Below are 24,773 nucleotides of genomic sequence, written 5' to 3' on the forward strand. Positions count from 1 at the left end.
AGTACTCGACCCTGATCAAGATCCATGGCGACGAGGGGAGTGACAAGTCGGCCCCTCGCCGCAGTATTTTCAGGCGCTCTGGTGTCCAGATCCTGATCGTTCCAGCGTGTTCAACTGCCGCTATGGCGTTCCCGCCACTGCCTTTCCCATCGATCCTGCACGATGTACTCCAGTAGCAGGTACTGGGGTATTACGCTAACTCATTGTCATGACAATGGAAAAACGCTGAGTCATTGCCTGCTGCGCATGGCGGCCCGGCCCACGGCTTAGGTTCACGGTTCACGAAGACGCAAGCCCCGATCAATGAGTGTAATTGAACCACCCGAGCAGGCGCTGGGAGATTCCGGCGGGCAGGACACTCAACCACCAGCACCCGAAGTTGAGCGGGAAGGGAAAGCTGATACGCGCCCGGTTACGCGCTGCACCCTTGAGGATCCGGCGTGCGGCCTTCTCGGGTGGCATCTCGAAGGGCTTGGGCCCTGGCATGGCCTCGCACATCGGCGAGGTGACATAGCCGGGCATGACGACGGTGACACCCACGCCATGGGGTTTGAGCCAGCTGCGCAGGCCTTCGCCATATGCCTTGACCGCCGCCTTGCTGCCGCTGTAGCTGGGCGTCAATGCCAGTCCATGCCAGGCCGCGAGGGAGCTGAGCAGTACCAGCTGACCACTGCCGCGCTGCTTCATCGCCATGGCCAGATGGTGGGCCATGCCCAGCGTGCCGATCACGTTGGTCTGCAGCAGGCGGCGTGAATCCTCCCAGCGCTCTCCGTTGCCCTGGGGGCCGATATCGGTGTTCATGCCGGCATTGGCGATGGCGATATCCGGCACGCCGCGCGCGCAGACTTCATCCAGCCAGGTGAACAGGGTCTCTTCATCACACAGGTTGAGTACTGTGCATTCCACCTCGGCACCCAGCTTGCGGCAGTCGTTGGCGATCGCATCGAGCTTGCGCTGCTTGCGGCCGGTGAGGATCAGCGTGGTGCCCGTCTCGGCGTAGGCGCGTGCCAGGGCGCCGCCTATCTCGCCTGTGGCACCGGTGATCAGGACGCGCCGCAGGCGGCTGGCATCCTGCGCGGCTTTCGCACTGGCGTCGCTCTCTGCAGGTCGGCTATCCGTTCGGTGAGTGCCAGCGGCGCGTTCAGCGTCGGTAGGCTCTGGCTGCTGGGGGGGCATGGCCGTCATCTTTGGTCTCCTTGAATCCCGACACCGAAGGTCGGCAGTTCCCTTGCGTTTCTCGTTATGGTCGGGTGAGAGAGGCTGCCATCATTGGCGTGTCTCACCGTTGTTGCGTAATCCAGCAGTCTTTTTGCATGTTCAGCAGCGGCTCAGCATGTTCTCCAGCGGCGAGCGTTCGGCGCAGAGTATCTTGGAGGCGCCCAACACGGCGAGTTGCATGCCCGGCTTGCAGTAGAAGCCGCCATTGAGCTGCACGGTATGAATCACCGTATTGCGGAAATGTCGGAAGAGCGTGGTGTCGGGTCGCTGGCCCTGGGTCCAGAAATCATGCAGCGAACCCTGGAAGGTCAGGCCCGGCAAGTTGAAGATCGGGTCGCCCATGCAGAAGGTCGGGCAGCGATACTGCAGCGCCACGTTGCCGGTCGTGCTGTTGACCGTGATCATGCCCTTGGCCTGCTGCAGCAGCTTCTCCAGATTGCCGCTCTCCAGATAGACGATACGCCCGATCAGGTCGTAGCGGCGCTCCAATGAGCGAATCAGCCCGGGGTAATCCACCAGACCCATGTCGAGGGGATGGTTCTTGATCACCAGGCGTGCACCGCGTGGCGCATTGAGGGCGAAGCTCTTCATCACCCGCTGAATGACTTCCTGCATGTTGGCGAAGCGCGAGTGGTGGCGTATCTGGGCATCGGTATTCAGCTGCAGCGGCAGCATGTAGTAGGGCGCGCCACTGCCCATCAGCTGATCGATACGCTTGGCGTCACGCCGCTTGTACCAGCGCATCAAGGGCAGTCGTGTCGCATAGCCCGCGTATTCCTGCACGGCGTGAATGCTGTGCGGGCGATAGCGCGGGAACAGCAGCGGATTGGCCGCGCCCGCCAGGTGATAGGTGATGTCGTGGCGCGCACGTTCGCTGAAAGGCGCCTTGAAACGCTGCGGCGTGGGGGCATCTTCGAGGTGTCTGCCTGCCTCACGGAACCAGTCAGGGTCGCGTGGCAGCAGGGAATGGCCATTGACGCCTTCGCGCTCCAGCGTCACCCAGTAAGGGCGGAAGTAGCCCTCCTCGAACACGTGGGTACGGATGCCGAGATATTCGGCCTTGAGCACGGCATCACGATGTACCGGGCGTCGGTCGCCGAACAATACCTGATCGGTGACGTGATGCTTGCGCCAGAGTTCGGCGATCCAGTCCCCGAGGTCCTCGAGCTTGCCGCGATAGGCATACGCCTTGTCGTGGCGCCAGTAGAAGCTGTCGCCGCTGTTGAAGTTGACCTTGATGACCTCATGGCCATCCTGCTTGAGCTTTTTCGCCAGCTGCAGGAAGAAGGGCGAGCACACCCCCTGCAGCAACATGAAGACGCGCCGGCGTCCCCCCTCACGGGGGCGCAGCTGGATATCGGGTGCCTTCGATGCTGCCCAGCCATCGCTGATGAGGGGGGCTGAAGGCTGATTCAGCGGGGGCGTCAAGACGGCATCATCAGACAGCTTTGCAAGAGCGCCATCGCCCATGATCCGCTCCAACGCCTGGCCAAGCCTTGCGCTGACAGGTATGTCGGCACCGGTTGGTGGCGTGAGGCTGAGGGTTGGTGTCAGACGTCCATGTTCCATGAGTCAGTGCTTCCCGATGAACAATGCTCGATAGCCGCGATATAGCCGGGTTTTCCAGGGTAATGAAAGTCGCATGGTGCCATTCCTGAGCATGCTTCGTTGGCGTTCAAGTATCGTGACGACTGTTTCGGCATTGCATAAGTCCCCCCGATCGGGATCCACGTAGATCGGATATTCGATCAGCGCACCAGCGACAAGGGCATCCACGCTCAAGGTGCGCGTCCGTCTTGGACAGTCGATCTGGTCATCGGTCAACCCCCAACCGGCATAGAAGGGCAGGCCATGGGTCGTGACGGGCACTCCTCGTATCAGGGCTTCAAAGCCGGCCAACGAGCACAGCGTATGCAGGCGGTCGATCTGTGTGAACAGATCGCTGATATTGCCTTTTGAAAGCTCCAGGTCATAGGTGCCGGGCGTTTGCGACACTTCTCCCACGCGGCCTCCTGATACAACGTCAGGATGCGGTTTGTAGATCACGTAAGCTTCAGGATGCAATTCTCGCGCCGCCTCAAGCAAAGCCTGGTTGGTACGAATGCCGAGGCAGGCATGGCGGATGGAGGCGTCCGATTCCACCTGGCCCACCACGAGGACAATCTCCCGATCCTGAGCAAGCTCTCGCAAGTCGGGCAACGCGTCATCCTGAGAGTTGTACTTGCTCAACCCCAGCGAAATGATGCGCTCTCTCAGTCGGCGTGCACGGGCCAGCTCTGCATCACTCGGCTCATGATGCTCCAGCCATTCCTCTAGCGTGCTGGCTCGACTGGCATCGAAGTGCATGGCCTTGTCGTCAACCACCAGAGACAGGGGGCGGGTGAGGTCGACACCCAGGCCGACTGAGCGCAGAAAGCCATCTTCCATCATCCAGAGTTCACCGCCTGCCTTCCTCACCTGCGCCTGGCGCTCCGGCGGCGTACGGCCAGCCCAGCTCAATATTCTCTGTGGGGGCGAGCCGGTGTCCTGCGGAGAAAGACGTTGCAGCGCGCGTTCAGGCTTCTTCTCGAAACGCAGCTGAGACCAGGGGCCAAGGAAATAACCGATGAACTTCTGCTTCCAGCCAGAAAACTCGAGCCCCTGCCAGTGACCTGCCAGTCTGGTAGCCATTCGCTTCTGGTCTGCAAGCAGCTGGATGATCTCTTCGAGCGTCGCGACCTGCTGGGTATAGGGATTGGCATAGCGGCTGTATTCGAGATAGGCCGCGGCAAACACCTGCTCAAGCGTGCGTGACTGGCCTCGGCGCGGACATTGCTGGCGATCATCCGTCAGGCCCCAGCCGGCATAGAACGGCATGCCGTGGCAGGTCACCGGCAGGCCTGCCATCAGGGCCTCGAACCCAAGCTGGCTGGTCACGACATGGACGCCATCGACCTGTTCGAACAGGCACCAGGGGTTGATGTCGTCACTCAGCAGCGTGCAGCCAAGCTTGCGTGCCTCTTCCAGCAGATAGCCGCGTTTCTTGCCGGCGATCACATCCGGATGCACCTTGACCCACACCTCGGCTCCCTCGATGTCGCAGGCCTCCCTCAGCATGGCAAGGAAAGTCTCCGGGCTGGCCATGCCGCCCACGACAGACGCATCCTCGGCGGTCTGATCCACGATGAGAAGTCGCTGCATGCAAGGGTTTCGGGCAGGCAGCTTGCGCTCTGGTGCATGGTTGTACTTGCTCAAGCGATGCATGCGCAGGCTTTCGAGAGCCGCGCGCGCGCGCGCCAGCAATGCCTCTGCCTGACGCGTCGGCGCCTCATTGATCAGTTGCTCGAGATCGCTCGGTTGGCGCGCATCGTAATAGATGCCTTGGTGATCGACCACCATCGCCATGCCAGGGTAACCGGCGCTTGCCAGGGTCAGAGAGCGCAGGAAACCATCCTCCAATGCGACGTAGGGCAATCCATGTTCAAGCGCATATTGGCGCGCACGTTTCGCCGTGGGTTTATGTCCCCAACCGACGACACGCATGATGTTTGTCGAGGATTTCTGGCCCACGAATTCTGGCGCAGTATTTATCCCTTTCGATGCCCCGAGTTCTGGCAAAGAATCAGCCTCGCTCGCTGATGGATGTTGTTCTTTTCCTACATTTTTTTTGCTCAGTGTGCCTGTCGGGGCACGTCGCCTGGCAGCGAAAGATAAATTCTTGAAGGTGAGCGAGTTGTCATTGTTCTGACATGAAAGGGGTGTACGCCCTCTTGTCAGTGGCAGCAACTCGGGAATGAAGCAGGCAAGAAGAGGCTGACGAAAAATACCAGAAGAAAAACAGAGTGATGCCCCAGAGGTCGCGTCATGCGTCACATCTGCTGATCCGTGCCGAGCGTGAGAGGCGCAGGGCAGAGCACGCATGATAAGCCCCCATCCTTGGTTCATTGCCGCCTTCAGCATGCAGGGTGTCCGTTTCAGATAAGAAAAGTGACTGCTTACTCGTGATGCTCAGTACGCCAGGTGAGAGTGTCGTGTGAGACCGTTGACTCAGAGTCCGCAAATAGGGAAAGTACGCAAAGTGACGAACGAATTCAATCAAGTCTTTGCTCGCGATATTGGTAGCAGGCAAATGATTAACCTGTGCTTTATTTTGTTTGTCAGCTTTTTCACTGCATGCTTCAGCAGTAATAGCTTTACTGCTAAAGTGCCACGCTCTGCGATGCATTTTCATTAATGCTCGAGCTTCATGTGAACGTGAAGCGCAGGGCTTGACCAGTAAGAAGCGGCAGGATGCCAAGGGAACGCTAGTAGATGGAAATCGCGCAGCACATGGATGCTTTTGTCACCCTGGTGGTGACGGTAGGAGTGTTGGCAGGGCTTGTCTGGAATCGTTGGCCGGCGGAGTGGCTGATGATGGCCGCTGCCGTGTCGTTGATTCTGCTGGGCATCAATGCATTTGCACCTTTCGGGAACGCTTTGGCCATGGCTGTCTTCCTGCTTGCTGTTCGGCTTCGTCCTCTATATCGACACCTGCTGACTGCTTACATAGCCCATGGGTGTCGCCTTCCTCTTCAAAGTCGCTCAAGAGAAAGCCACTTGGCTTGGCTCCTTTCAAGGCAAGGTGCTCGGCGTGGGTTGTTAGCACCTCGCCGTGCTAGTTGCCGATTCATCAACAGCAATGGGACAGGGGTGCGTCATCGAAGCGACCCAGCGGCGTGTCAACCTCAAGTCAATTTCATTGCAGAGCTGGAAGGCATGCGCACCATCAGAAACTCCAGTCTCCGGGCGTACAGGCAATATCAGTACCTTAGGTGGGACTTCTCCACATGAATCGGTTGCTGCTTGCAGCCATGCTTATTTTGAGGCGTATGAACCTTCTTGCCGCACAGCGAACAGTGTGGAACCCGGTTCTACTAGCGTATGCGGCCCTTTGCAGTATCAGGACACTTTCATGAACCAGAAATTTTATCGTCAGGCTTCAGTTCGTATCCTTCGCTTGGCCTGTGCAGCAGGACTTGCTTTGGCTATTTCGGGATGCGCAACCACCTATCCGGAATCCACCGGTGCCGGCAGCACCAATTTGGCCAACCTGACCGGTGCGGCGGCGCTGCCGGCAGATGTCTCGTCCTTTCTCGACAGCGGCGCCCCCGGCAGCGTGATTGCCGTGCCGACCAGCCCCTGGGGTAGCAATGTCGAAGTGGTCGCCCATGAGCGCTACTTCGCGGCCAGCGGACGTATCTGTCGTGAGCTGACGGTCTCCAATCAGCGTGATCTGCCCAGCAAGGAGCTGGCGTGCCGGACCAGCAATGACGGCAAGGCCGGTGAAGGCACCTGGGTGACCCAGCGGTTGGTGACCGGCCTGCTGGAAGAGGCCCGCTGAGGAGTTTCTCGATAACTTCTCGGCAAGTTCTCAGCAACTTTTCGGCACCTACTCGCTGAAAGGACCGCACCTGGCTTGGCGTTAAACGACGATTGCAGGAAGCAGGCTGGCATGGCCGACGCTGTCATTCCTGACCGACACTGCTCTATTTTTTGCACGATTTTCTTTGCACTATGAGGGGCCTAGCCCGATGACGATTTCCAGATTCTTGCTCCGGGCCGGGTGCCTGGTGGCGGTAGCGTGCCTGAACGCCAGCCCTGCCATGGCAGCCGGCCTGGACAGTGGTTCCATCCTGTCCAGCAATGACCAGGCCTCCAGCATCCCGCAAAAGACGGATAGTGTAGAAGACAAGGCGCGTGCCGACTGGCGCAGCGGAACCTACGGGCCGCTGACCTCCCGTGCGCAGACCGACCCTGATTCCCTGCCGCCGTTCGGCGAAAACCTCTTTACCGGTGGTTTCCGCGGCATGATGGCCGATGGCCTCAACAGCAGCTACACCATCAAGCCGGGTGACCAGATCACTCTGCGTGTATGGGGTGGGGTCGAGATGGAGTCCGTGCTGCCTGTCGATGCGCAGGGCAACATCTTCCTGCCGGGCATCGGTCCGGTGAAGGTGCAGGGCACCACCAATGCCCAGCTGGATGGCAAGGTACGCAGCGCCATTCAAGAGGTGTATCCCGAGAACGTCAGCGTCTACACCAACCTGCAGGGCGTGCAGCCGGTGGGTGTCTTCGTCACCGGGTATGTCAAGAATCCGGGCCGCTACGCCGGTACCCCGAATGATTCCATGCTGTATTTCCTCGATCAGGCCGGCGGCATCGACCAGGCACTGGGCAGCTACCGCAAGATCAAGATCAAGCGCAATGGCCGCGTCATCAATACGGTCGATCTGTATGACTTCCTGATCAACGGCGAGATCGCTCGTCCGCAGTTCCGCGATGGCGATACCGTCGTCGTCGAGGAGCGTGGCCCGGCGATCAGCGTGGTGGGGGATGTCGAGCGTGATTACCGCTATGAGCTCACCGACTCGCGTCTGAGTGGCGAAGACGTCCTGAACCTGGCGCGCCTCAAGTCAGGTGTCTCTCACGTGCTGCTGCGTGGCTCACGTCCCGACGGCCCCATCTCGCGCTATCTGCCGGTGACGGAATTTCGCGGCGCTGATGTGCGTGCAGGGGATGAAGTGCTGTTCAGTGCCGACCAGCGTGACGAGACCATCGTCGTGCAGCTGGAAGGCAGCTTCTATGGCCCGTCACGTTATGCACTGCCGCGCGATGCCCACCTGGGGGAATTGCTCAATGCCGTCGGAGTACCGAAAGGGCTGACCGATTACCAGAGCGTTTCCATTCGCCGTGAGAGCGTCAAGGAACAGCAGGCGCAGGCACTGCAGGACAGTCTCAAGCGTCTTCAGGCCACCTATCTCGGCGCGTCTTCCTCGACCACTGAAGAATCCGAGCTTCGTGTCCAGGAAGCCGAGATGATCGAGAAGTTCGTCGAGCAAGCGAAGAAGGAAGAGCCGACCGGGCGACTGGTCGTGGCACGTGAAGACGGCAACATCGCCGATGTACGCCTGCAGGATGGCGATGTCATCACCATTCCGGAAATCAGCGATTCCCTGCTGATCAGCGGCGAAGTCGTGGTGCCTCAGGCCATGGTCTACACCCAGGGCATGACGGTGATGGACTACATCAACAGCGCCGGTGGCTTCACGCAGCACGCGGATGAAGACCAGATTCTGGTCGTGCGCCAGAACGGCGCCGTGCGTCGCGCCGAGGAGGTTGAGCTGCGCTCGGGTGATCAGATTCTGGTACTGCCGGAACCGCCGACCAAGAACCTGCAACTGGCCACCAGTATCACGCAGATTCTCTATCAGGTAGCCGTTGCTACCAAAGTCGCTATAGATCTCTGATTATGGAAACGACTACTCCGTCTTCGCCCAAAGTCACTCGTAACCCTCTACGTGTGACGTGGAGTGTCTGGCATGCATTATTCATGCGTGAAGCAGTCGCTCGTACCATGGCGGATCGAATGGCATGGTTCTGGATGCTGTTTGAGCCTATTGCTGTCATTGCCATCATGGTTGGCATACGCGCCTTATTGGCGGGAGGACACAGGATATCTGGTGCCGAATTTGTTCCATGGATGATAACTGGATTGTTGGCATTTTTTCTGTTCCGTGAAAACATGATGCGATCCATCGGTGCGGTTGATGCTAATAAAGGGTTATTCACCTATAGGCAGGTTAAGCCTATTGATCCAGTCTTTGTTCGCTGTTATTTAGAAGGCATGATTAAAACCCTTATATTAATTTTGTTCGTGTTGGTAGGTAGCCTACTGGGCCTTGAATTAATCCCATATGATCCCTTGTGGGCAATATGGAGCTGGCTATCACTTTGGACGTTAGGCGCTAGTATAGGTATTCTTGTGTCAGTTGTGAGTGAATTAATACCAGAAATAGGAAAGCTACTTAAGATCACTGGTTTTCCATTACTTCTAATATCCGGTGTTATTTTTCCAATCAATTTGATACCCCATGAATATCAAGTTTATGTTATATGGAATCCTATTGTGCATGGTGTCGAAGAATTTAGAAAAGCATTTTTCTCTGGCTACCACACTTTAGAGTCTATTAATTTGATGTATCTTTGGATCTGGGCCCTGGGCATGATGACCCTCGGCTTATTACTTCACATCCGTTTCTCTTGGAGGTTGCGAGCTCAATGATAGAAATTCGTAATCTTTACAAGCGCTACCATAACCATCACGGTAGTGATTGGGTACTCAACAATGTCAATCTCTTAATCCCAACAGGAGTCAGTGTTGGTCTGGTTGGTAAGAATGGAGCAGGGAAGTCAACACTTCTTCGTCTTATTGCAGACATGGATCGTCCAGAAAGAGGCGAGGTTATAAGACGTACACGAGTTTCTTGGCCGATTGGACTTGGAGGGGGCTTCCAAGGCTCGATGACCGGTCGACAAAATGTCAAGTTCGTTGCACGAATTCATGGAAATCATGGAAGGGTAAACGACCTTATTAATAACGTCGAAGCATTTGCAGAGATAGGGCCAGCATTCGATGAGCCAGTTAAAACTTATTCGTCGGGTATGAAGGCGCGCTTGGCTTTTGGGCTTTCTTTGGCGTTTGAGTTTGATGTCTATCTGTCAGATGAAGCAACTGCTGTAGGTGATAGAGCATTCAGAGCAAAGGCTAGTAAAGCTTTTAAAGATAGAGTTAATACCGCAAGTCTTATTATTGTTTCACACAGTGAAGGTATTCTTAAGGATCTTTGTCAAGCAGGGATCTATTTAAAGAACGGTGAAGCTTTATGGTATAACGATATCCATGATGCAATCTCTCATTATCATTCTGATAGCAAGGGTTAATATATATGAGAAGTTTTCTGAAGAAGTACCCTTACTGGGCGCTTTGTTTTTTTAGTATTTTTGTAGTCGCCTTGTATTGGTCCTTGTGGGCCAGTGATCGTTATGTATCTGAAGCAAACGTTGTCTTGGAAAGTCCTCAAGTTAGTGTTCCAAGCCTTGATGTTTCCTCGCTCTTGACAGGAGGAGGTAGCTCCAATAGTCAAGATATGCTTCTGCTCAGAGACTTCCTGTTGTCTACAGATATGCTTAAGTATCTAGTAGATCATGCAGGCTTTCGGCAGCATTATGCAAACTCTGGAGCTGATTTTTTTACCCGATTGAAAGATGAAGATGCGCCATTGGAAAAGTTGCACGAATATTATTTAAAACGTGTTTCTGTAGAGCTAGACTCTTATGCCGGTGTCTTACGTATTAAGGTACAAGCACTAACTCCAGAAAAAGCGCATCAAATTGCGAGTCTTATGTTATCCCAAGGTGAAGCTCAGATGAATTTGCTGGGTCAACGCCTAGCGCAAGAGCAAGTTGAATTTCTGGAGCAGCAGGTTGCAATTCTTGAGAAACGTTTCGATATCACACGAGAAGCCCTGCTAACTTATCAGAATGAGAATGGATTGGTGTCCCCTTCGGCAACGATCGAAAGCTTGAGCACGGTTGTGGCGAGTTTAGAAGGTCAATTAGCTAGTCTTAAGGCACAAAAGAATGCCTTATTGAGTTATCAGAGTAAACGTTCATCACAAGTTATACGTATAGATAGTCAGATTAAAGCGCTTAATGATCAAATAAATAGCGAGAGAGATCGTTTAGCACGTCAAAGTGGTAATGCTCTTAATACCTTATCGAATCAGTATCAGACGTTACAGCTTAAAGCAGAATTTGCACAACAAAGCTATTCCGGGGCACTATCTGCATTAGAGACTACTAGAATTGAAGCTGCAAGAAAATTAAAGCAATTGTCCATACTTCAGAAGCCAACATATCCCGAGTACTCGGTATTGCCCGAGAGGGGTTATAATATCATTCTGTTTGCCGTGGCTTTAATTTTCATCTCTATAACTATAAATATGGTTGTCCTTATAATAAAAGACCATAAAGATTGATTCGTGATCATTAAAATCGGAGGGTTGTTATGATAGTTAATCATGTTATGTCTAGTGATGCAGTCAGTGGTATTTTTGAAGATATAATGAACTATTTTAAGACTTATGCTTCTCAAGATGACGAAATAATCGTATCTAATAAACCAGTTGATAATGCAGATATATATCACTACCATAGACCACATTTAGAGAAGGAGCTAAAGCCTAATTCTATCTGTACTGTCCATCATGATCTTGATGAAACGGATCACTGGCTTGACTATGAAAAATTCCATAACATATACCAGAGTTCACAACTAGTTGTCTGTTTGAATAGCAATCAAGTTAACTACCTAAAGAATAGAGGTATTGAGCATACAGTAGTAATTCCTCATGGGTATAATGATGGTGTTTTTAATAAATCATCATCAATTAATATGCTTAAAAAGAAAGAAAAAATAACGCTTGGTGTTATTGCTAAGCGGTATGGAAGAAAAGTCAAAGGCGAAGAATATTTATATGAATTAGCAAAAAAAATAGATGCTAATGTTTTCGATTTTATTTTGGTAGGTGACGGCAGGTCTATAGATGCTAAGATCTTAAGGGATTACGGGTTCAATGTCACTTTATATGAATATCTGCCTTATAGGATATTTGGTTCATTATATCGAGAAATAGATGCTTTGCTAATGCTGAGTCTCCATGAAGGTGGCCCTGCAAATATCCCGGAAGCCGTCGTTACGGGAACTCCTATTATCGGAAATGATATTGGTATGGTAAGCGATTATGTCATTAATGGTTATAATGGTTATTTGTTGAGCTCAGATCTAAATGATGATCTAGTGATATTTGATGAATTGAAAAATAATATTCAAAGGTTAAAGACAAATTCGTTTCATGTCCGGAGTAAGGCCAAAACATGGAAAAACATTGTTGACATTCACTTCCAAGAATATAGTAAAGTTATAGAGGCGGGGAAGTAATATGAGATTTTTATTTTCAGATAACTTGCATTTTCATAAAAGAAATTTTAAAAGTTTGATTGAGTATGTGGAATCAAATGCATCGGAGATTTTTTATAATGATGAATGTTTAGATTGGTGCTCATTAAAAGGTAATTATACAGATAAAAAAGATCAGTTAAAAAATATTTACGACACTTACGAGATGCTTTCTCCAGAAGTGCTATACTCGCTCTCTCACAGAAAAATAAACTTGTATGCAACATGTAGAGCGGAGCTTCTTTGCTATATATCAACAAAGGATGATTTCGAAATATTTAGTAATGATTATGATATGCAAGAAGAATTCACATGGATATATGAGCATTTTTTAGAAGATCTTCTTCTTAATATGTCGGCTACTAGATTTTGGATTGACCAATGGGAAAATAAATTAGATAAATTGCCTGTTATTCACAAAGTAATTGTGTTTTCCGGCAGCACTATTTATAGCAAAGTTTTGTTAGAAATTTTCAAAAGAAAGCAAGGCGATGCATTCGTTGCCGAATCGTTTTTTACTGGTAACGAATACTACCTAGAGCGGAAAAACACGCATCTCCCTAACAATAGCGATGTAAAATTTAAAAACTATTTAAGTAAGCTGGATTTCGATAATATTGATTTGTTTGAACGAGAAAGGATTAAAGCTCACAATAAGATTAGAATGTCAAAGAATAAAAACGTTGTTCAGCCAGAATTTCAAAATATAAATATATTGAACGGCGAGGGCTATTTTTTAATTATTGGGCAAGTTGTAAATGACTTTTCGGTACTCGAGAATGTCAAAGGTGTGCGAAATACCTTATCTTTTTATACAACTTTAATAGAAAGCCTGCTTGAGAACACAGAGGTGAAAATCGTTTTCAAAGCTCATCCCTGGGAAAGACATAATGCTAATCTAAAGAGGCCTAAGACGTACACACATCTAACAGAGTGGGCTTCAAAATTATCCGATAATAATAAAAAAAGAATATTTATCACTGAGAATTATAATCTTAATGAGCTTTTATCTGGAGCGGAATACATTGCAACTCTGTGTTCTCAAGCAAGTTTAGAGGCTGCTTATCAAGGGTTTAAACCTATTCAGTTTGGCAACGCATTTTATGGTAATCATGGGTTTACCACTGATTATGAGAATGTAGAAGAGCTTGTATCTGATTTAAATGACCAAAAAGTACACGGCAAGCTTTCGATAGACGAATTTTATGCCTATGAAGTCTTTATGACTAAAGTCTTACAAAAACATTTGATTTCGGTCCATAAGTCGGGACATTTACGACTAAGAGAAATTTTCTCAAGCCATGACCAAATAAAGATGGTTCAATATAAGGCAGCGCCAATTTCACATAAGTTGATGAGTGCTGTTGATAAGAATGAGTTTTCTAATCATGGATTAACCTTGGCACAAAGGAGGCTAAGAAAGCTAAAGAAGAGTCCAAAACAATATTTTAAAGATAGTAGATATAGTTTGCTTCGGCCTCTTCATTATTTTTTCAAGATGTGATTTTATGAGTAATATTTACGTTAGAATCCCGCTTGGGATAGGAGCTTCAAAAAGTAGTCGATTAGCTACATTGTTTAATTTTGAGTTTATCGACTTGGCGTATTCCACGCTAATTAATCGTGACATAGATTACTATGAGAATTTTACCTTTACTTTCGTAAGAAATCCGTTCGCTAGATTATATCATTCCTTTTATCACCTCATAGACATACCTGATGTTTTAGTAGACGAAGAAACTCCAAGCTATTTACTAAGGAGGAAGAAGTTAAGAGAAAAATATGGTGATTCATTTGAAGATTTTATTAAAGATAAGGGGTTTGAGAAATTTGATTTCTCACAATTTTATCCTCAGAAGAACTGGATATATCAATCGGGAAAGAGAGTTATAAATTTTATTGGGCACATAGAGGATTTTGAAATCCATGCTTCTGAACTCAATTCTTATGTAAATAATGATAACTCTTCACTGTTCGGTACTTCGGTAAGTGATTACGCAGATGAGTCTCTATCGAATCATATTAGTGAGGAGTCGAAAAGAATAATTGTAAATTATTATCATGATGATTTTGTTAACCTTGGTTATGGGTTTAATACGAGCGATCTTCGGCCAAAAAGAAAAGTTGCTTTTATCGAAACGCACCCTTTCTTATCCAAGAAAATTAAGCAGGAATTTTTTAATAATATTCCAAGGTTAGGCAATAACTCTCCTTACATTCATGTTAAGAAGACAGATTCATGTAGGGATTTAATTGTTGTGCTTAGTACTCATAATCAAGGAGAAAAATTTTTTGGTTTTGAGAAGCTTACATCGTCGCACAAGTATGACTTGCTTTTTGTTACCAATCCAAGTAACAACTATTATTTGGATATAGCTCCCTCAGGTGGTAATTTATATATTGATTTTTTGAAGGAGATAATAATTGATCATGGGTATCATAGTGTAACTTTGTTTGGTTCATCTATGGCGGGTTATGCAGCCTTATATATTGGCAGCCAGCTTGGAGTAAATGTTTTTGTGATTAATCCCCAAGCTGATATTGAGTTGACTAAAGAGTATGCGTGGCCTAGTTTGAAAAATACGCTAGATAAAATCTCCAATCCTATTGATATGGTTAGTAGCTTGCAATATTCACAGTCCTATATTTATTATTTAAGTGGTAGGGCTCCCATTGATATCGCAAATTGTAATTACCTGAAAAGTAATATTCACAAAAAAAATAATTTTTTGTTCAAAGAGCTGTCAGATGAAAGTCATAACTTTCCTTACCCAGATGCACTAAACATGCTTGAAGAAGTACATGAGCATTTATCCTTTTTACGAAAATTTAGACTATAAGTGGAGTTGTTATGCGTGTGTTGAACGATAGTCCCTTTACTCTTTTTGGTGGTATAAATGTCCTTGAATCTCGTGATCTTGCGATGCGAGCTTGCGAGCACTATGTTGAGGTTACCAATCGACTTGGTATCCCTTATGTATTCAAGGCCAGTTTCGACAAGGCCAACCGGTCCTCGATTCATTCTTATCGTGGCCCGGGTCTGGAAGAGGGCATGCGGATCTTCCAGGATGTAAAGGCTGAGTTCGGCGTCAAGGTCATTACGGATGTCCATGAGACATGGCAGTGCGAGCCTGTGGCAGAAGTTGTCGATATCCTGCAGCTGCCAGCATTTCTGGCTCGTCAGACTGACCTGGTGGTAGCCATGGCGAAGACAGGCAAGACGATCAACATCAAGAAGCCGCAGTTCCTGAGCCCTGGCCAGGTGGTAAACATCGTCGAGAAGTTCAAGGAAGCGGGCAATAGCGACCTCATTCTCTGTGATCGTGGCACCAGCTTTGGCTATGACAATCTGGTGGTCGACATGCTCGGCATCGATGTCATGAAGCGTGTGACTGGGGATCTTCCGATCATCTTCGATGTCACCCATGCGTTGCAGCAGCGTGAAGCGACCGGCGCCGCTTCTGGTGGTCGTCGTCAGCAGGTCGTGACATTGGCGAGAGCCGGCATGGCCACTGGCCTGGCAGGCTTGTTCCTGGAAGCGCACCCGGACCCCGACAATGCCAAGTGCGATGGGCCCAGCGCTTTGCCGCTGCATCAACTCGAACCTTTCCTGCAACAGGTCAAGGCTATCGATGATGCAGTGAAGTCGCTTCCAGAACTGGTCATTGAATAAGTCTGCAAAGGGAATAGCGTCGTGACGATTGAGATGAACCAGAAAACGGTCATCATCATTCCTGCCCGTTACGGCTCCAGCCGTCTGCCAGGGAAGCCCCTGGCAGACATTGCTGGCAAGCCGATGGTGCAGCATGTGGTGGAGCGTGCCACTCAGGTAGCAGGAATTGATGCGGTATGGGTTGCCACGGACGACGAGCGTGTATTCGACGCAGTAGAGGCTTTTGGCGGGCAGGCAGTCATGACCTCACCAGAGCATGCCTCTGGCACGGACCGTTTGGTTGAGGTAATGCAGAAGGTTTCCGCCGATATCTACCTCAACGTGCAGGGCGATGAGCCATTGGTGCGGCCGGGGGACCTCGAGTTGCTGGTGGCGTCCATGCAGCATAGCCAGGCAAAAGTGGGGACACTTTGTCATGCTATCTCATCGGAGGAAGCCAAGAATCCGAACACGGTCAAGGTTCTGTGTGATCAATTCGATGATGCTTTGTACTTCAGTCGCTCTCCGATTCCTTACCCTCGCGAGGTTGAAGAAGCCAGCTATCACAAGCATGTCGGTGTCTACGCCTATCGACGCGAGGTCTTGGAAGGATATTCACGGCTACCCCAGTCCATGGCAGAACGTGCTGAATCGCTGGAACAGCTTCGCCTCATGCATGCCGGTATCAAGATCCATGTCATTGAGGTAGAGGAAACCGGGCCCGGCGTTGATACCCCTGAGTGTCTGGAGACGGTACGTGCTCTGATAGAAGGCCGCACACCGCAGAGCAAGCCTGATCCATTGGCTCAGACTCGGCTACTGATTACGGATGTTGATGGTGTCTTGACTGATGGTGGTATCTATTACGATGCCTCGGGTGAATCCTTGAAGCAGTTCCATGTCCGGGATGGCCTGGGAATCCGCTTGCTGGAGGAGTCAGGCATTCAGGTGGCGGTCCTGTCGGGGCGCGATTCTGCCACGCTGCGCAAACGCATTGCCGATCTCGGGATCTCTCATGCCAAGCTTGGCGTGAAGGATAAACACGCTGCATGCCAGGAATTGATGGCGGCAGCGGGTTCGACTGCGGGGCAGACAGTATTCATTGGCGATGATGTCATAGACCTCCCAGCCTTCGAGGCGTGTGGTAGAGCCTACGCTGTCGCGGATGCACCGGACTATATCAAGGCACAAGCCGATGAAGTGTTGTCACTGCCAGGGGGCAAGGGCGCTGTCAGAGAGCTGGCCGATCGAATCCTTTTGGCACAGGGGAGGGAAGCGGTTTATAGCACTGCTTCGGGTTTCCTCGGCAATGTTGCTAAAGTTGCACAATAAACAATGAAGGAAGCTGCTCAGCACATCTCTGCTGGGCAGCCAGGCATCATGGACAGAGGGTAAGGAAATGCCAAGCGTCGAGATTGGAAAGAAAGTATTCGTGACTCAGGCGGAGGCACTGCAAGCGACTTCTGAGCGTTTGGGAAATGAGTTTGAAGAGTCGGTACGCATGATCATGACGACTTCTGGTCGGGTGATCGTCTCCGGGATGGGCAAGTCAGGCATCATTGGCAACAAGATTGCAGCCACCTTGGCTTCGACCGGTACGCCCAGTTTCGCGGTACACCCAGCAGAGGCCTATCATGGCGACCTGGGGATGTTTACCAAAGGGGATGTGGCCATTTTGATTTCCTACAGTGGAGAAACTGAAGAGGTCATCCGCCTGATTCCGTCACTGAAACACTTCGGGGTCAAAATCATTGCCTTGGTAGGCAATCCCGGTTCGACCCTTGGCAAGAACAGTGATCTGGTGCTGGATGTCGGTGTTGATCGTGAGGCGTGCCCCAACAATCTGGCACCTACTACCTCGACCACTGTGACCTTGGCCATGGGGGATGCGCTTGCCGTTGCCTTGATCGAGCGCCGTCATTTCATGCCTCAGGATTTCGCGGTGTTCCATCCCGGCGGCAGCCTTGGTCGTCGTCTGCTGACGCGTGTCCGTGATGTCATGCACTCCCCAGTCCCCTGTAATACCCCGACAGATTCCTTGCGCGAAGTGATCATGACGATCACGCAAGGCGGGTTAGGACTGACCGTCATTGCTGACAATGGCATTATTCATGGCTTGATCACGGACGGTGACTTGCGTCGCTCACTCTTCGATAATCAAGGGCTGGATGGCGTGACAGGGGGCGATATCATGACCCGTACCCCCATGACGATCAATGAAAACGAAATGTTCTCGGCTGCCGAGAACACCATGTTGAAAGCCAACGTCACCTCTCTGTTGGTAGTAGATGACAATGGTGCTTTGACCGGAGTTCTCAAGCTTCAGGATGCTCGGAAGATCGGTTGAGTTTCTTGCCGAAAATGTGGTGAAGGAGTCAGGCATGCGGTCTCTTGCTGCTAGATGCTTGGATACACTAGGGGCATTCACGGGTGCCAAGTCCTTCGTGGCCAATCCTGTGCTGGGGAACCCCGGGCTGAACCGTCGTGGGCTTCATCTGGTGCGCTTGCGCGCCGCGCATTGGATGATGCGTGTACGCCAGGCCTGGTTTGCCTATGGGGTGCCGCGAGAGCAGCGCAAGGCCTTTCAGCAGAATGGCTATCTGCTGCTGGAGGATTTTCTGCCTGCGGAGCAGTATGAGCGGTTGGTCAGGGAGGCTGAGGGGGCACGTGGCGAGATTCGTCAGTGCCGCCAGGCAGATACCTTGACCCGTCGTCGTGTGATGGCGCCGGAAAATGTCGCAGCCTTGCCGGAAATGGAGGCCTTGATGCGTGACAAGCGGTTCCGGCGCCTGATGCGTTACTGCAGTGGCCATGCGCGACAGCCCATCATGCATCTGGAGCGTATTCACAATGGCGTGCTGGAAAGCCATGAGCGCGACCCCCAGAAGTCCCTGCATGTGGATACCTTCCAGCCCACCATGAAGTTCTGGCTGTATCTGCAGGATGTGACGCCTGCCCAGGGGCCTTTCATGTTTGTCCCGGGCTCCACGCGCATGTCGTCAGCGCGTCTGTCGTGGGAAAGGCACATGAGCCTGATCGCACGCGACCATCCCAATCGATACACACAGCGTGGGTCTTTCCGTGTGGATGAAGGGGATCTCGAGCGATTTGGTCTAGGCGAGGTCAAGCACTTTGCCGTCAAGGCCAACACACTGTTGATCGCCAATACCTACGGCATGCATGGGCGTGGTGAAGCAGAGCAGGGCAGTACACGCTTTGCACTGTGGGGGATGAGTCGCACGACTCCCTTTTCCCCCTTGCCAGGGCTCGGCTTCGAGTGGATCAATCGTCTCCAATATCGTGTTCTGGAAGCGGAGCGTCTGCGTGATGATCGCAAGGCCGCCGCGCGAGGTGAGAAGGCTTCCTGGTTCGTGCCTGCTGACAACGGGGATCTTTGACCCGGGCTCATGTGACAGAGCCTTGTGACAGGGCGTTGTGACAGGGCGTTGTGACAGCGCCAGGAGTCAGTGAGCTTTATTGCTGACGTCAGATTTTGCGTGTCATCAAGGCCTGAGGCTCATCCTTTAGCCACCTTGGCAAGCCAGGCCTCCCTCATGATGGACGAGAGAGTGAAAAGCCCCGTTCGCTACGCGTTCGGGGCTTTTTTGTGCCTGTCATACTGGAGACGGAGTCATCTCGCTCTCTATATAAGCTGGTTCTCATCATATGGGTATGACGTTCGGGCGAGGAATTTCAGCTGTGGTACTGCACGCTAATCGGCCAAGGGCGGGTGGGGCGGTGGCGTATCATCAGAGAGACAACAAGGGACGAGCCTGGGGACGTTGTGTGGCAGCCCCATGACTCTGACCCTTGATTCTCTGCACTCTCAATTTTCTTTCTGCGCCGAGTGCGTGGCTGAGGTGAAGCATGAAGTTCCTGATTACCGGCGGTGCCGGGTTCATCGGCTCTGCCGTGGTGCGCGAGCTGATCGATTCGACGTCCCATGAAGTGGTCAACCTGGACAAGCTGACCTATGCGGGCAATCTGGATTCGCTGGAGTTCGTCAGTGATCATCCGCGCTATGTCTTCGAGCATGCGGACATCTGTGATGCCGAGGCGCTGGCACGAATCTTCAGTGTGCATCAGCCGGATATCGTCATGCACCTTGCTGCCGAGAGTCATGTCGATCGCTCCATCGATGGGCCGGAGGCCTTCATCGAAACCAACGTCATGGGTACCTGTCGGTTGCTGGAGGCGTCACGCCGTTACTGGAAGCAATTGGCATTGGTGAATCCTGCCAAGGCTGAGACGTTCCGCTTCCATCACATCTCGACCGATGAGGTGTTTGGTGATCTTGCAGAGGATGACCCCGGCTTCACGGAGCAGACACCCTATGCGCCGAGTTCGCCCTATTCGGCCAGCAAGGCGGGGTCGGACCATCTGGTAAGAGCCTGGCAGAGGACCTTCGGTCTACCGACAGTGATGACCAACTGCTCGAACAATTATGGCCCCTATCACTTCCCCGAGAAGTTGATTCCCCTGACCATCCTCAATGCCCTGGCGGGCAAGCCACTGCCGGTGTATGGCAATGGCCAGCAGGTGCGCGATTGGTTGTATGTCGAGGACCACGCGCGTGCCTTGATCAAGGTGGCGTGTGAGGCGCCGCTGGGGGAGAGCTACAACATCGGCGGGCATAACGAGCAGCGCAATATCGACGTGGTTCGCCTGATCTGTGAGACGCTGGAAGCCTTGGTGCCGCAAAAGCCTCAAGGCCTTGCGAACTACCGTGATCTGATCACTTTCGTGACCGACAGGCCCGGGCACGATCTGCGTTATGCCATTGATGCCGACAAGATAGCGCGTGACCTGGGGTGGCGGCCGCGGGAGACCTTCGAGTCGGGCCTGCGCAAGACGGTTCAGTGGTATCTGGATAATCCTGAGTGGTGGCAGCGGATTCGTGATGGCCGCTATCAGGGAGAGCGTCTGGGAGCCGAGATCTGATCCGGGCACCATGCAGGAGCTGAAGTGACTCAACTGCCTGAGGTGACTTGGCATGAGTCTCATCATGCTCCTGCCTTGCCCAGCTCTGAGCTATATATATTGATTTAGTGATATTTTGATAAGCAGTATAAATAGCAATAAAATGCGCAATCTTGCGGCGAAAACCATGCTGCAGGCGGCCTTCTTGCTGTTTACGCTATGAGCTGAATCAGATGCTGCGTCAGGGAGCCCGGTGAGCTTGTCAGTTCACTGGGTCAGGGAGCGTAGGCACTGACTGATCCGCGACGACAGCGGAAATTCAGCAGGGACAGGGAGCGTAACATGGCACGGAAAGGCATCATTCTCGCGGGGGGCTCCGGCACTCGCTTGCACCCGATCACGTTAGGCGTTTCAAAGCAGTTGCTGCCTATCTACGACAAGCCGATGATCTTCTATCCCGCCTCGGTCCTGATGTTGGCCGGCATCCAGGACATCATGATCATCTCGACGCCTGAGGACTTGCCGCAGTATCAGCAGCTGCTGGGCAGTGGTGAGCAATATGGCGTTCGCTTTGAATATGCCGTGCAGCCTAGCCCGGATGGGCTGGCTCAGGCTTTCCTGATCGCCGAGGACTTCATCGGTGATGATGATGTCTGCCTGGTGCTGGGGGACAACATCTTCCATGGCCCCAACTTCACGGGTCAGCTCAAGCACGCCGCGTCCCGCGCCACGGGGGCGACGGTCTTCGGGTATCTGGTGCAGGACCCGGAGCGCTTTGGCGTGGTGGAGTTCGACGAGCAGGGCAAGGCGCTTTCCATCGAAGAAAAGCCTGCCCATCCTCGTTCGCCCTTCGCGGTGACCGGCCTTTATTTCTACGACAACGATGTCGTGGAGATCGCCAAGCGCGTCAAGCCTTCCTCTCGGGGGGAGCTGGAAATCACCTGCATCAACAATGCCTATCTGGAGCGGGGCGATCTGCATGTCGAGCGCCTGGGGCGTGGCTTCGCCTGGCTGGACACCGGCACGCATGACAGCCTGCTGGAGGCAGGGCAGTACGTGCAGACCATCGAGCATCGTCAGGGGCTCAAGATCGCCTGTCTGGAAGAGATCGCCTGGGGCAATGGCTGGATCGATGACGATGAGATGTTCGCGCTCGGCCAGCGTCTCAGCAAGACTGGCTATGGCCAGTACCTGCTCAAGCGCCTGGAGGATGTGCGCCGCGCTACGGCACTCGGTGAAGACCGCCATGAACTGATACGCGTGGCGTGATGAGAGTCAGCTTCACGCAAGGCACATGACCCGATTCGACATCGGGTTCATCAACCCACAAGGCCCGCAGCTAACCCTGCGGGCCTTGTCGTTTCTGGAGCTGAGAACGACCAATCTGCCGCTGCCAGCGGCGATTCAGCCCCCAACGCAGGTAACACGTTGATTACATCCGATACACACCAGCAAAATTTGAGTGGTGTGATGCCCAGAAATCATTAAGCTCAAAGTAAGCGTCCCAGAGTCAGTGTGTGCTCTCGCTCGCGCTTGTTTGGCGGTGACGCCGAACGTGCCGGGACCATGAATGCCTCGAGTAAAGGAGACTGACATGACCGCCTTCCCGACCACCCCTCGTTGGATCGTACTCAGTGATGAAGCCCAGGCGCTGGAAGATATCTACTTCTTCCTGCCTGCCATGGCCGCGTTGCGCAAGGAAGGCACACGTGTCGAACGTTTTGAAACCCGCCGCTGGAAGTTCTCCCCCAAGCTTGCCCAGGCGCGCCTTACCGGCGCCTGCCTGCTGATCGCGCGTAGCCTGGGGCGGGAATGGATCGAGATGCTGGAAACCCACCGTGAGCAGCACGGTCGTATCTGCTACCTCGTCGATCATCTGTATTCGCCTGAGCTGTTGGCAGCGGAGCAGGACACCTCCACCCCTGAAGCAGGCTCTGAGTCTGAAGCTGCCCAATTGCAACAGCGATTGTTCGCGCTGGCGGATGAGATCGTCGTAGTCAGCGAGCAGCTGGAGGCCGCTCTGGCGAGTCTGCATCCCAAAGTCAGTCTGTTGACGCCGCCACTGACCGGCAAGCTGCCGGATCTGCATCATCTCGAGCAGAGCGATTGGTGCATCGGCTTTCACGGCACTCTGGCGCATCGTGAGGATATCCTCACACTGGCTCCCGTGCTGCGCGATATCCAGACGCGGCATTCGGACAGTGAGGTGGAACTGATGATGGGCCGCCACCTGCCGCTGGCGCTCAGCGATATTCCCCGCCTCAAGACGATGGAGGCCGTCAGCTGGGAGGCCTTTCAGGATTATTGCTCGCGGCGTCGGATCGCCATCGGTCTGGCGCCCTTGATGGAAAACTCCGACAACCGCGCCGCCTCCTGGTTGCGATTTCTCGATATCACCCGCATGGGCGGGGTGGGCATCTACAGCCGACGGGCGCCCTATGTGGATTTGATCGAGGACGGTGTCGATGGCCTGTTGGTGGGGGATGACCCGGCAGAATGGACTGCCGCCCTTGAGCGCCTGCTGGGCGATCGTGATACGACGCGTGCCATGGCGCACAATGCGCAACACAAGGCCCATGAAGTGGGCGACCCGCTGCAGGTGCTGGATTTCTGGCGCGCGCGTTCGACGGTGGCGCGTGCCCGCTAGAGTAGTTCATGTGGCCTGCTTCAGATAGCCCGAACGAGATAGCCTGACCGAAATTACCCGATCCGATCACTGTTTGCTCAAGCGCCGCGCCCCTCAGGGGTGCGGCGCTTTGTTATGATCTAGCCATCTTTTCGTTCTGAGTCATTTGCCCTGTTGAAAGGAGTGCTGCATGGCCACCCCCGAGTTACCCGATGGCTTGCCAAGTGTTGCGTCGCGATCATCGCAGAAGGATGTCGAGGTGACGCACAGTCAGCGTCTCGCCAGCCCGGCTGTTGCCCGCAATCGTGACGTGATTCTCGATGTTCTGCGGGATGTGCTGGCACAGCGACGTCAGGTGCTGGAACTGGCCAGTGGCAGCGGCGAGCACGCGGTGCATTTCGCCCACGGATTGCCTCATCTGGAATGGCAACCCAGCGATGCCAGCCCGAGAGCACTGCAATCGATCGTGGATTGGCGCGCCGAAGCCGCACTGCCCAACCTGAAGGCGCCGATCACGCTGGATGTGCAGGCCGAGTGGCCTGAGGTGGCATGCGATGCACTGGTGGCGATCAATCTGATCCACATCTCGCCGTGGCGGGTCACGTCCGAGCTGATGTTACAGGCCGGTCGACTTCTCCCGAAGGACGGCGTGCTGTATCTCTACGGCCCCTACAAGCGGGGAGGGCAGCACACGGCGCCGAGCAACGAAGGCTTTGATGTGCAGCTCAAGAGCCGCAACCCGTTATGGGGCGTGCGTGATCTGGAAGCGGTCATCGAGGAAGCGGAGCGCAACGGCCTGACACTCGACAAGGTCGTCGAGATGCCGGCGAACAACTTGAGTGTGGTGTTTCGGCGTTAGCGCTGGCGATGGCCGTCAGTAGGCCGTCAGAGGTGGTGAGTTCATCTCATGTGGCCCATTCACTACGACAATGTCCCGCCCTGTCGCCAGGTCGGGGCATTGTCGTGTATTGGCGAAAGAAATGCGGCTGCATGGTAGTGCGCAAGCGCTTGAATCCCCGACTCACCTTCAATAAGGGCCGCTATCTATCTACCTATATGTGTATTGATGCTACCAACCTGACTGACATCAAATGGTAAATACCACAGCCCCTCCGCCGCGCAACGAACGTCATAAAGAAGCCTGCTTGCGTAGGTTGAGTGCAACGGGGAGACGCAAGCGGAAGCGATAGCGCCGGCCTGGGAGTTGGTCCAGTGGGCAGTGCCGAGAAAGGTGGCGTTTAGCAGGGCAGACGTTTCCAGGCGATCGCTTCGCGAGAGGCCGTGCACGTTTGCCATACATCAGGGCAGCGCAAGGTCGTTGACTCACGCGTCTGGCGTCTCGTCACCGTCGTCTTCCTTGAGCGAGCCTTCTGCCAGAGGGGATGAGAAAGGTTGCGGGTCGTGAGAGGCAGACCTTGCGTCACTTTCCATGGTAAAGGGCAGTAGGGCTGACAACAGGACCGCCGCGAACAGCGAGAACAATGAATCGAAGTGTTTCATGCGCATACCCCTCTAGACCGTGAGTGTGTCTACAGAGCCTA

21 protein-coding genes are annotated in these 24,773 nt (G+C 52.9%); 16 read left to right on the forward strand and 5 right to left on the reverse strand.

Annotated features, from left to right (window positions below; translation table 11 throughout):
• Positions 1–300 precede the first annotated feature (300 nt).
• The 4 genes from MSG32_RS03120 to MSG32_RS03135 all read right to left on the reverse strand — a co-directional run bounded on the left by MSG32_RS03120 (position 301) and on the right by MSG32_RS03135 (position 5,681).
• Positions 301–1,185 carry an SDR family NAD(P)-dependent oxidoreductase gene (locus tag MSG32_RS03120; protein WP_248377553.1) on the reverse strand — a complete coding sequence of 295 codons (885 nt, stop codon included), beginning with the start codon at positions 1,183–1,185 and terminating at the stop codon, positions 301–303.
• A 132-nt stretch (positions 1,186–1,317) separates the two neighbouring features.
• Complete coding sequence (locus tag MSG32_RS03125) at positions 1,318–2,646, reverse strand: capsular biosynthesis protein (protein WP_248377555.1); 1,329 nt, start codon at positions 2,644–2,646, stop codon at positions 1,318–1,320.
• A gap of 144 nt (positions 2,647–2,790) precedes the next feature.
• Entirely contained in the window at positions 2,791–5,157 is a 2,367-nt protein-coding gene (locus MSG32_RS03130; protein ID WP_248377556.1) for a capsular polysaccharide biosynthesis protein, read from the reverse strand.
• A 344-nt stretch (positions 5,158–5,501) separates the two neighbouring features.
• Complete coding sequence (locus tag MSG32_RS03135; RefSeq protein WP_248377558.1) at positions 5,502–5,681, reverse strand: hypothetical protein; 180 nt, start codon at positions 5,679–5,681, stop codon at positions 5,502–5,504.
• A gap of 536 nt (positions 5,682–6,217) precedes the next feature.
• Between MSG32_RS03135 and MSG32_RS03140 the strand changes: the two genes are divergently transcribed.
• From MSG32_RS03140 to MSG32_RS03215, 16 genes are all read left to right on the forward strand, one after another.
• Positions 6,218–6,577, forward strand: coding sequence for a DVU3141 family protein (locus tag MSG32_RS03140; protein ID WP_248377560.1), 360 nt, complete (start codon positions 6,218–6,220; stop codon positions 6,575–6,577).
• A gap of 190 nt (positions 6,578–6,767) precedes the next feature.
• Entirely contained in the window at positions 6,768–8,483 is a 1,716-nt protein-coding gene (locus tag MSG32_RS03145) for a polysaccharide biosynthesis/export family protein (protein WP_131432308.1), read from the forward strand.
• Between the two features lie 2 nt (positions 8,484–8,485).
• On the forward strand, positions 8,486–9,298 hold the full coding sequence (locus MSG32_RS03150) for an ABC transporter permease (RefSeq protein ID WP_248377562.1): 813 nt from the start codon (positions 8,486–8,488) through the stop codon (positions 9,296–9,298).
• Entirely contained in the window at positions 9,295–9,957 is a 663-nt protein-coding gene (locus MSG32_RS03155) for an ABC transporter ATP-binding protein (protein WP_248377564.1), read from the forward strand. The genes MSG32_RS03150 and MSG32_RS03155 overlap by 4 nt, the downstream gene beginning before the upstream one ends.
• Before the next feature lie 5 nt (positions 9,958–9,962).
• Complete coding sequence (locus MSG32_RS03160) at positions 9,963–11,054, forward strand: chain-length determining protein (protein ID WP_248377566.1); 1,092 nt, start codon at positions 9,963–9,965, stop codon at positions 11,052–11,054.
• Between the two features lie 29 nt (positions 11,055–11,083).
• Positions 11,084–12,016: a glycosyltransferase family 4 protein gene (locus MSG32_RS03165; protein ID WP_248377568.1), complete on the forward strand. Its 933-nt coding sequence runs from the start codon at positions 11,084–11,086 to the stop codon at positions 12,014–12,016.
• A gap of 1 nt (position 12,017) precedes the next feature.
• Positions 12,018–13,538, forward strand: coding sequence for a hypothetical protein (locus MSG32_RS03170; protein WP_248377570.1), 1,521 nt, complete (start codon positions 12,018–12,020; stop codon positions 13,536–13,538).
• 4 nt (positions 13,539–13,542) lie between these two features.
• On the forward strand, positions 13,543–14,874 hold the full coding sequence (locus MSG32_RS03175) for a sulfotransferase family 2 domain-containing protein (RefSeq protein WP_248377572.1): 1,332 nt from the start codon (positions 13,543–13,545) through the stop codon (positions 14,872–14,874).
• Positions 14,875–14,885: 11 nt separating this feature from the next.
• Entirely contained in the window at positions 14,886–15,707 is an 822-nt protein-coding gene (kdsA, locus tag MSG32_RS03180) for a 3-deoxy-8-phosphooctulonate synthase (protein ID WP_248377574.1), read from the forward strand.
• Positions 15,708–15,728: 21 nt separating this feature from the next.
• Entirely contained in the window at positions 15,729–17,018 is a 1,290-nt protein-coding gene (kdsB, locus tag MSG32_RS03185; protein ID WP_248377576.1) for a 3-deoxy-manno-octulosonate cytidylyltransferase, read from the forward strand.
• Between the two features lie 67 nt (positions 17,019–17,085).
• On the forward strand, positions 17,086–18,033 hold the full coding sequence (locus MSG32_RS03190) for a KpsF/GutQ family sugar-phosphate isomerase (RefSeq protein ID WP_248377578.1): 948 nt from the start codon (positions 17,086–17,088) through the stop codon (positions 18,031–18,033).
• 34 nt (positions 18,034–18,067) lie between these two features.
• Entirely contained in the window at positions 18,068–19,084 is a 1,017-nt protein-coding gene (locus MSG32_RS03195; protein WP_248377579.1) for a phytanoyl-CoA dioxygenase family protein, read from the forward strand.
• Positions 19,085–19,553: 469 nt separating this feature from the next.
• Complete coding sequence (gene rfbB, locus MSG32_RS03200; RefSeq protein WP_248377581.1) at positions 19,554–20,627, forward strand: dTDP-glucose 4,6-dehydratase; 1,074 nt, start codon at positions 19,554–19,556, stop codon at positions 20,625–20,627.
• A gap of 321 nt (positions 20,628–20,948) precedes the next feature.
• Positions 20,949–21,875, forward strand: coding sequence for a glucose-1-phosphate thymidylyltransferase RfbA (rfbA, locus tag MSG32_RS03205; RefSeq protein ID WP_107334487.1), 927 nt, complete (start codon positions 20,949–20,951; stop codon positions 21,873–21,875).
• 325 nt (positions 21,876–22,200) lie between these two features.
• Positions 22,201–23,253 (forward strand): glycosyltransferase, encoded by a 1,053-nt coding sequence (locus tag MSG32_RS03210; protein ID WP_248377583.1) that lies wholly within the window; start codon positions 22,201–22,203, stop codon positions 23,251–23,253.
• Between the two features lie 169 nt (positions 23,254–23,422).
• Positions 23,423–24,091: a DUF938 domain-containing protein gene (locus MSG32_RS03215; protein WP_248377584.1), complete on the forward strand. Its 669-nt coding sequence runs from the start codon at positions 23,423–23,425 to the stop codon at positions 24,089–24,091.
• A 464-nt stretch (positions 24,092–24,555) separates the two neighbouring features.
• Here the strand turns inward: MSG32_RS03215 and MSG32_RS03220 are convergent, their stop codons facing one another.
• The gene (locus tag MSG32_RS03220; RefSeq protein ID WP_160317890.1) at positions 24,556–24,732 is read right to left on the reverse strand and encodes a hypothetical protein; all 177 of its coding nucleotides are present in this window, start codon (positions 24,730–24,732) and stop codon (positions 24,556–24,558) included.
• Positions 24,733–24,773 lie beyond the last annotated feature (41 nt).

Origin of the sequence: Cobetia sp. 1CM21F, from assembly GCF_023161745.1 — a bacterium.
Lineage (GTDB): Bacteria > Pseudomonadota > Gammaproteobacteria > Pseudomonadales > Halomonadaceae > Cobetia > Cobetia amphilecti.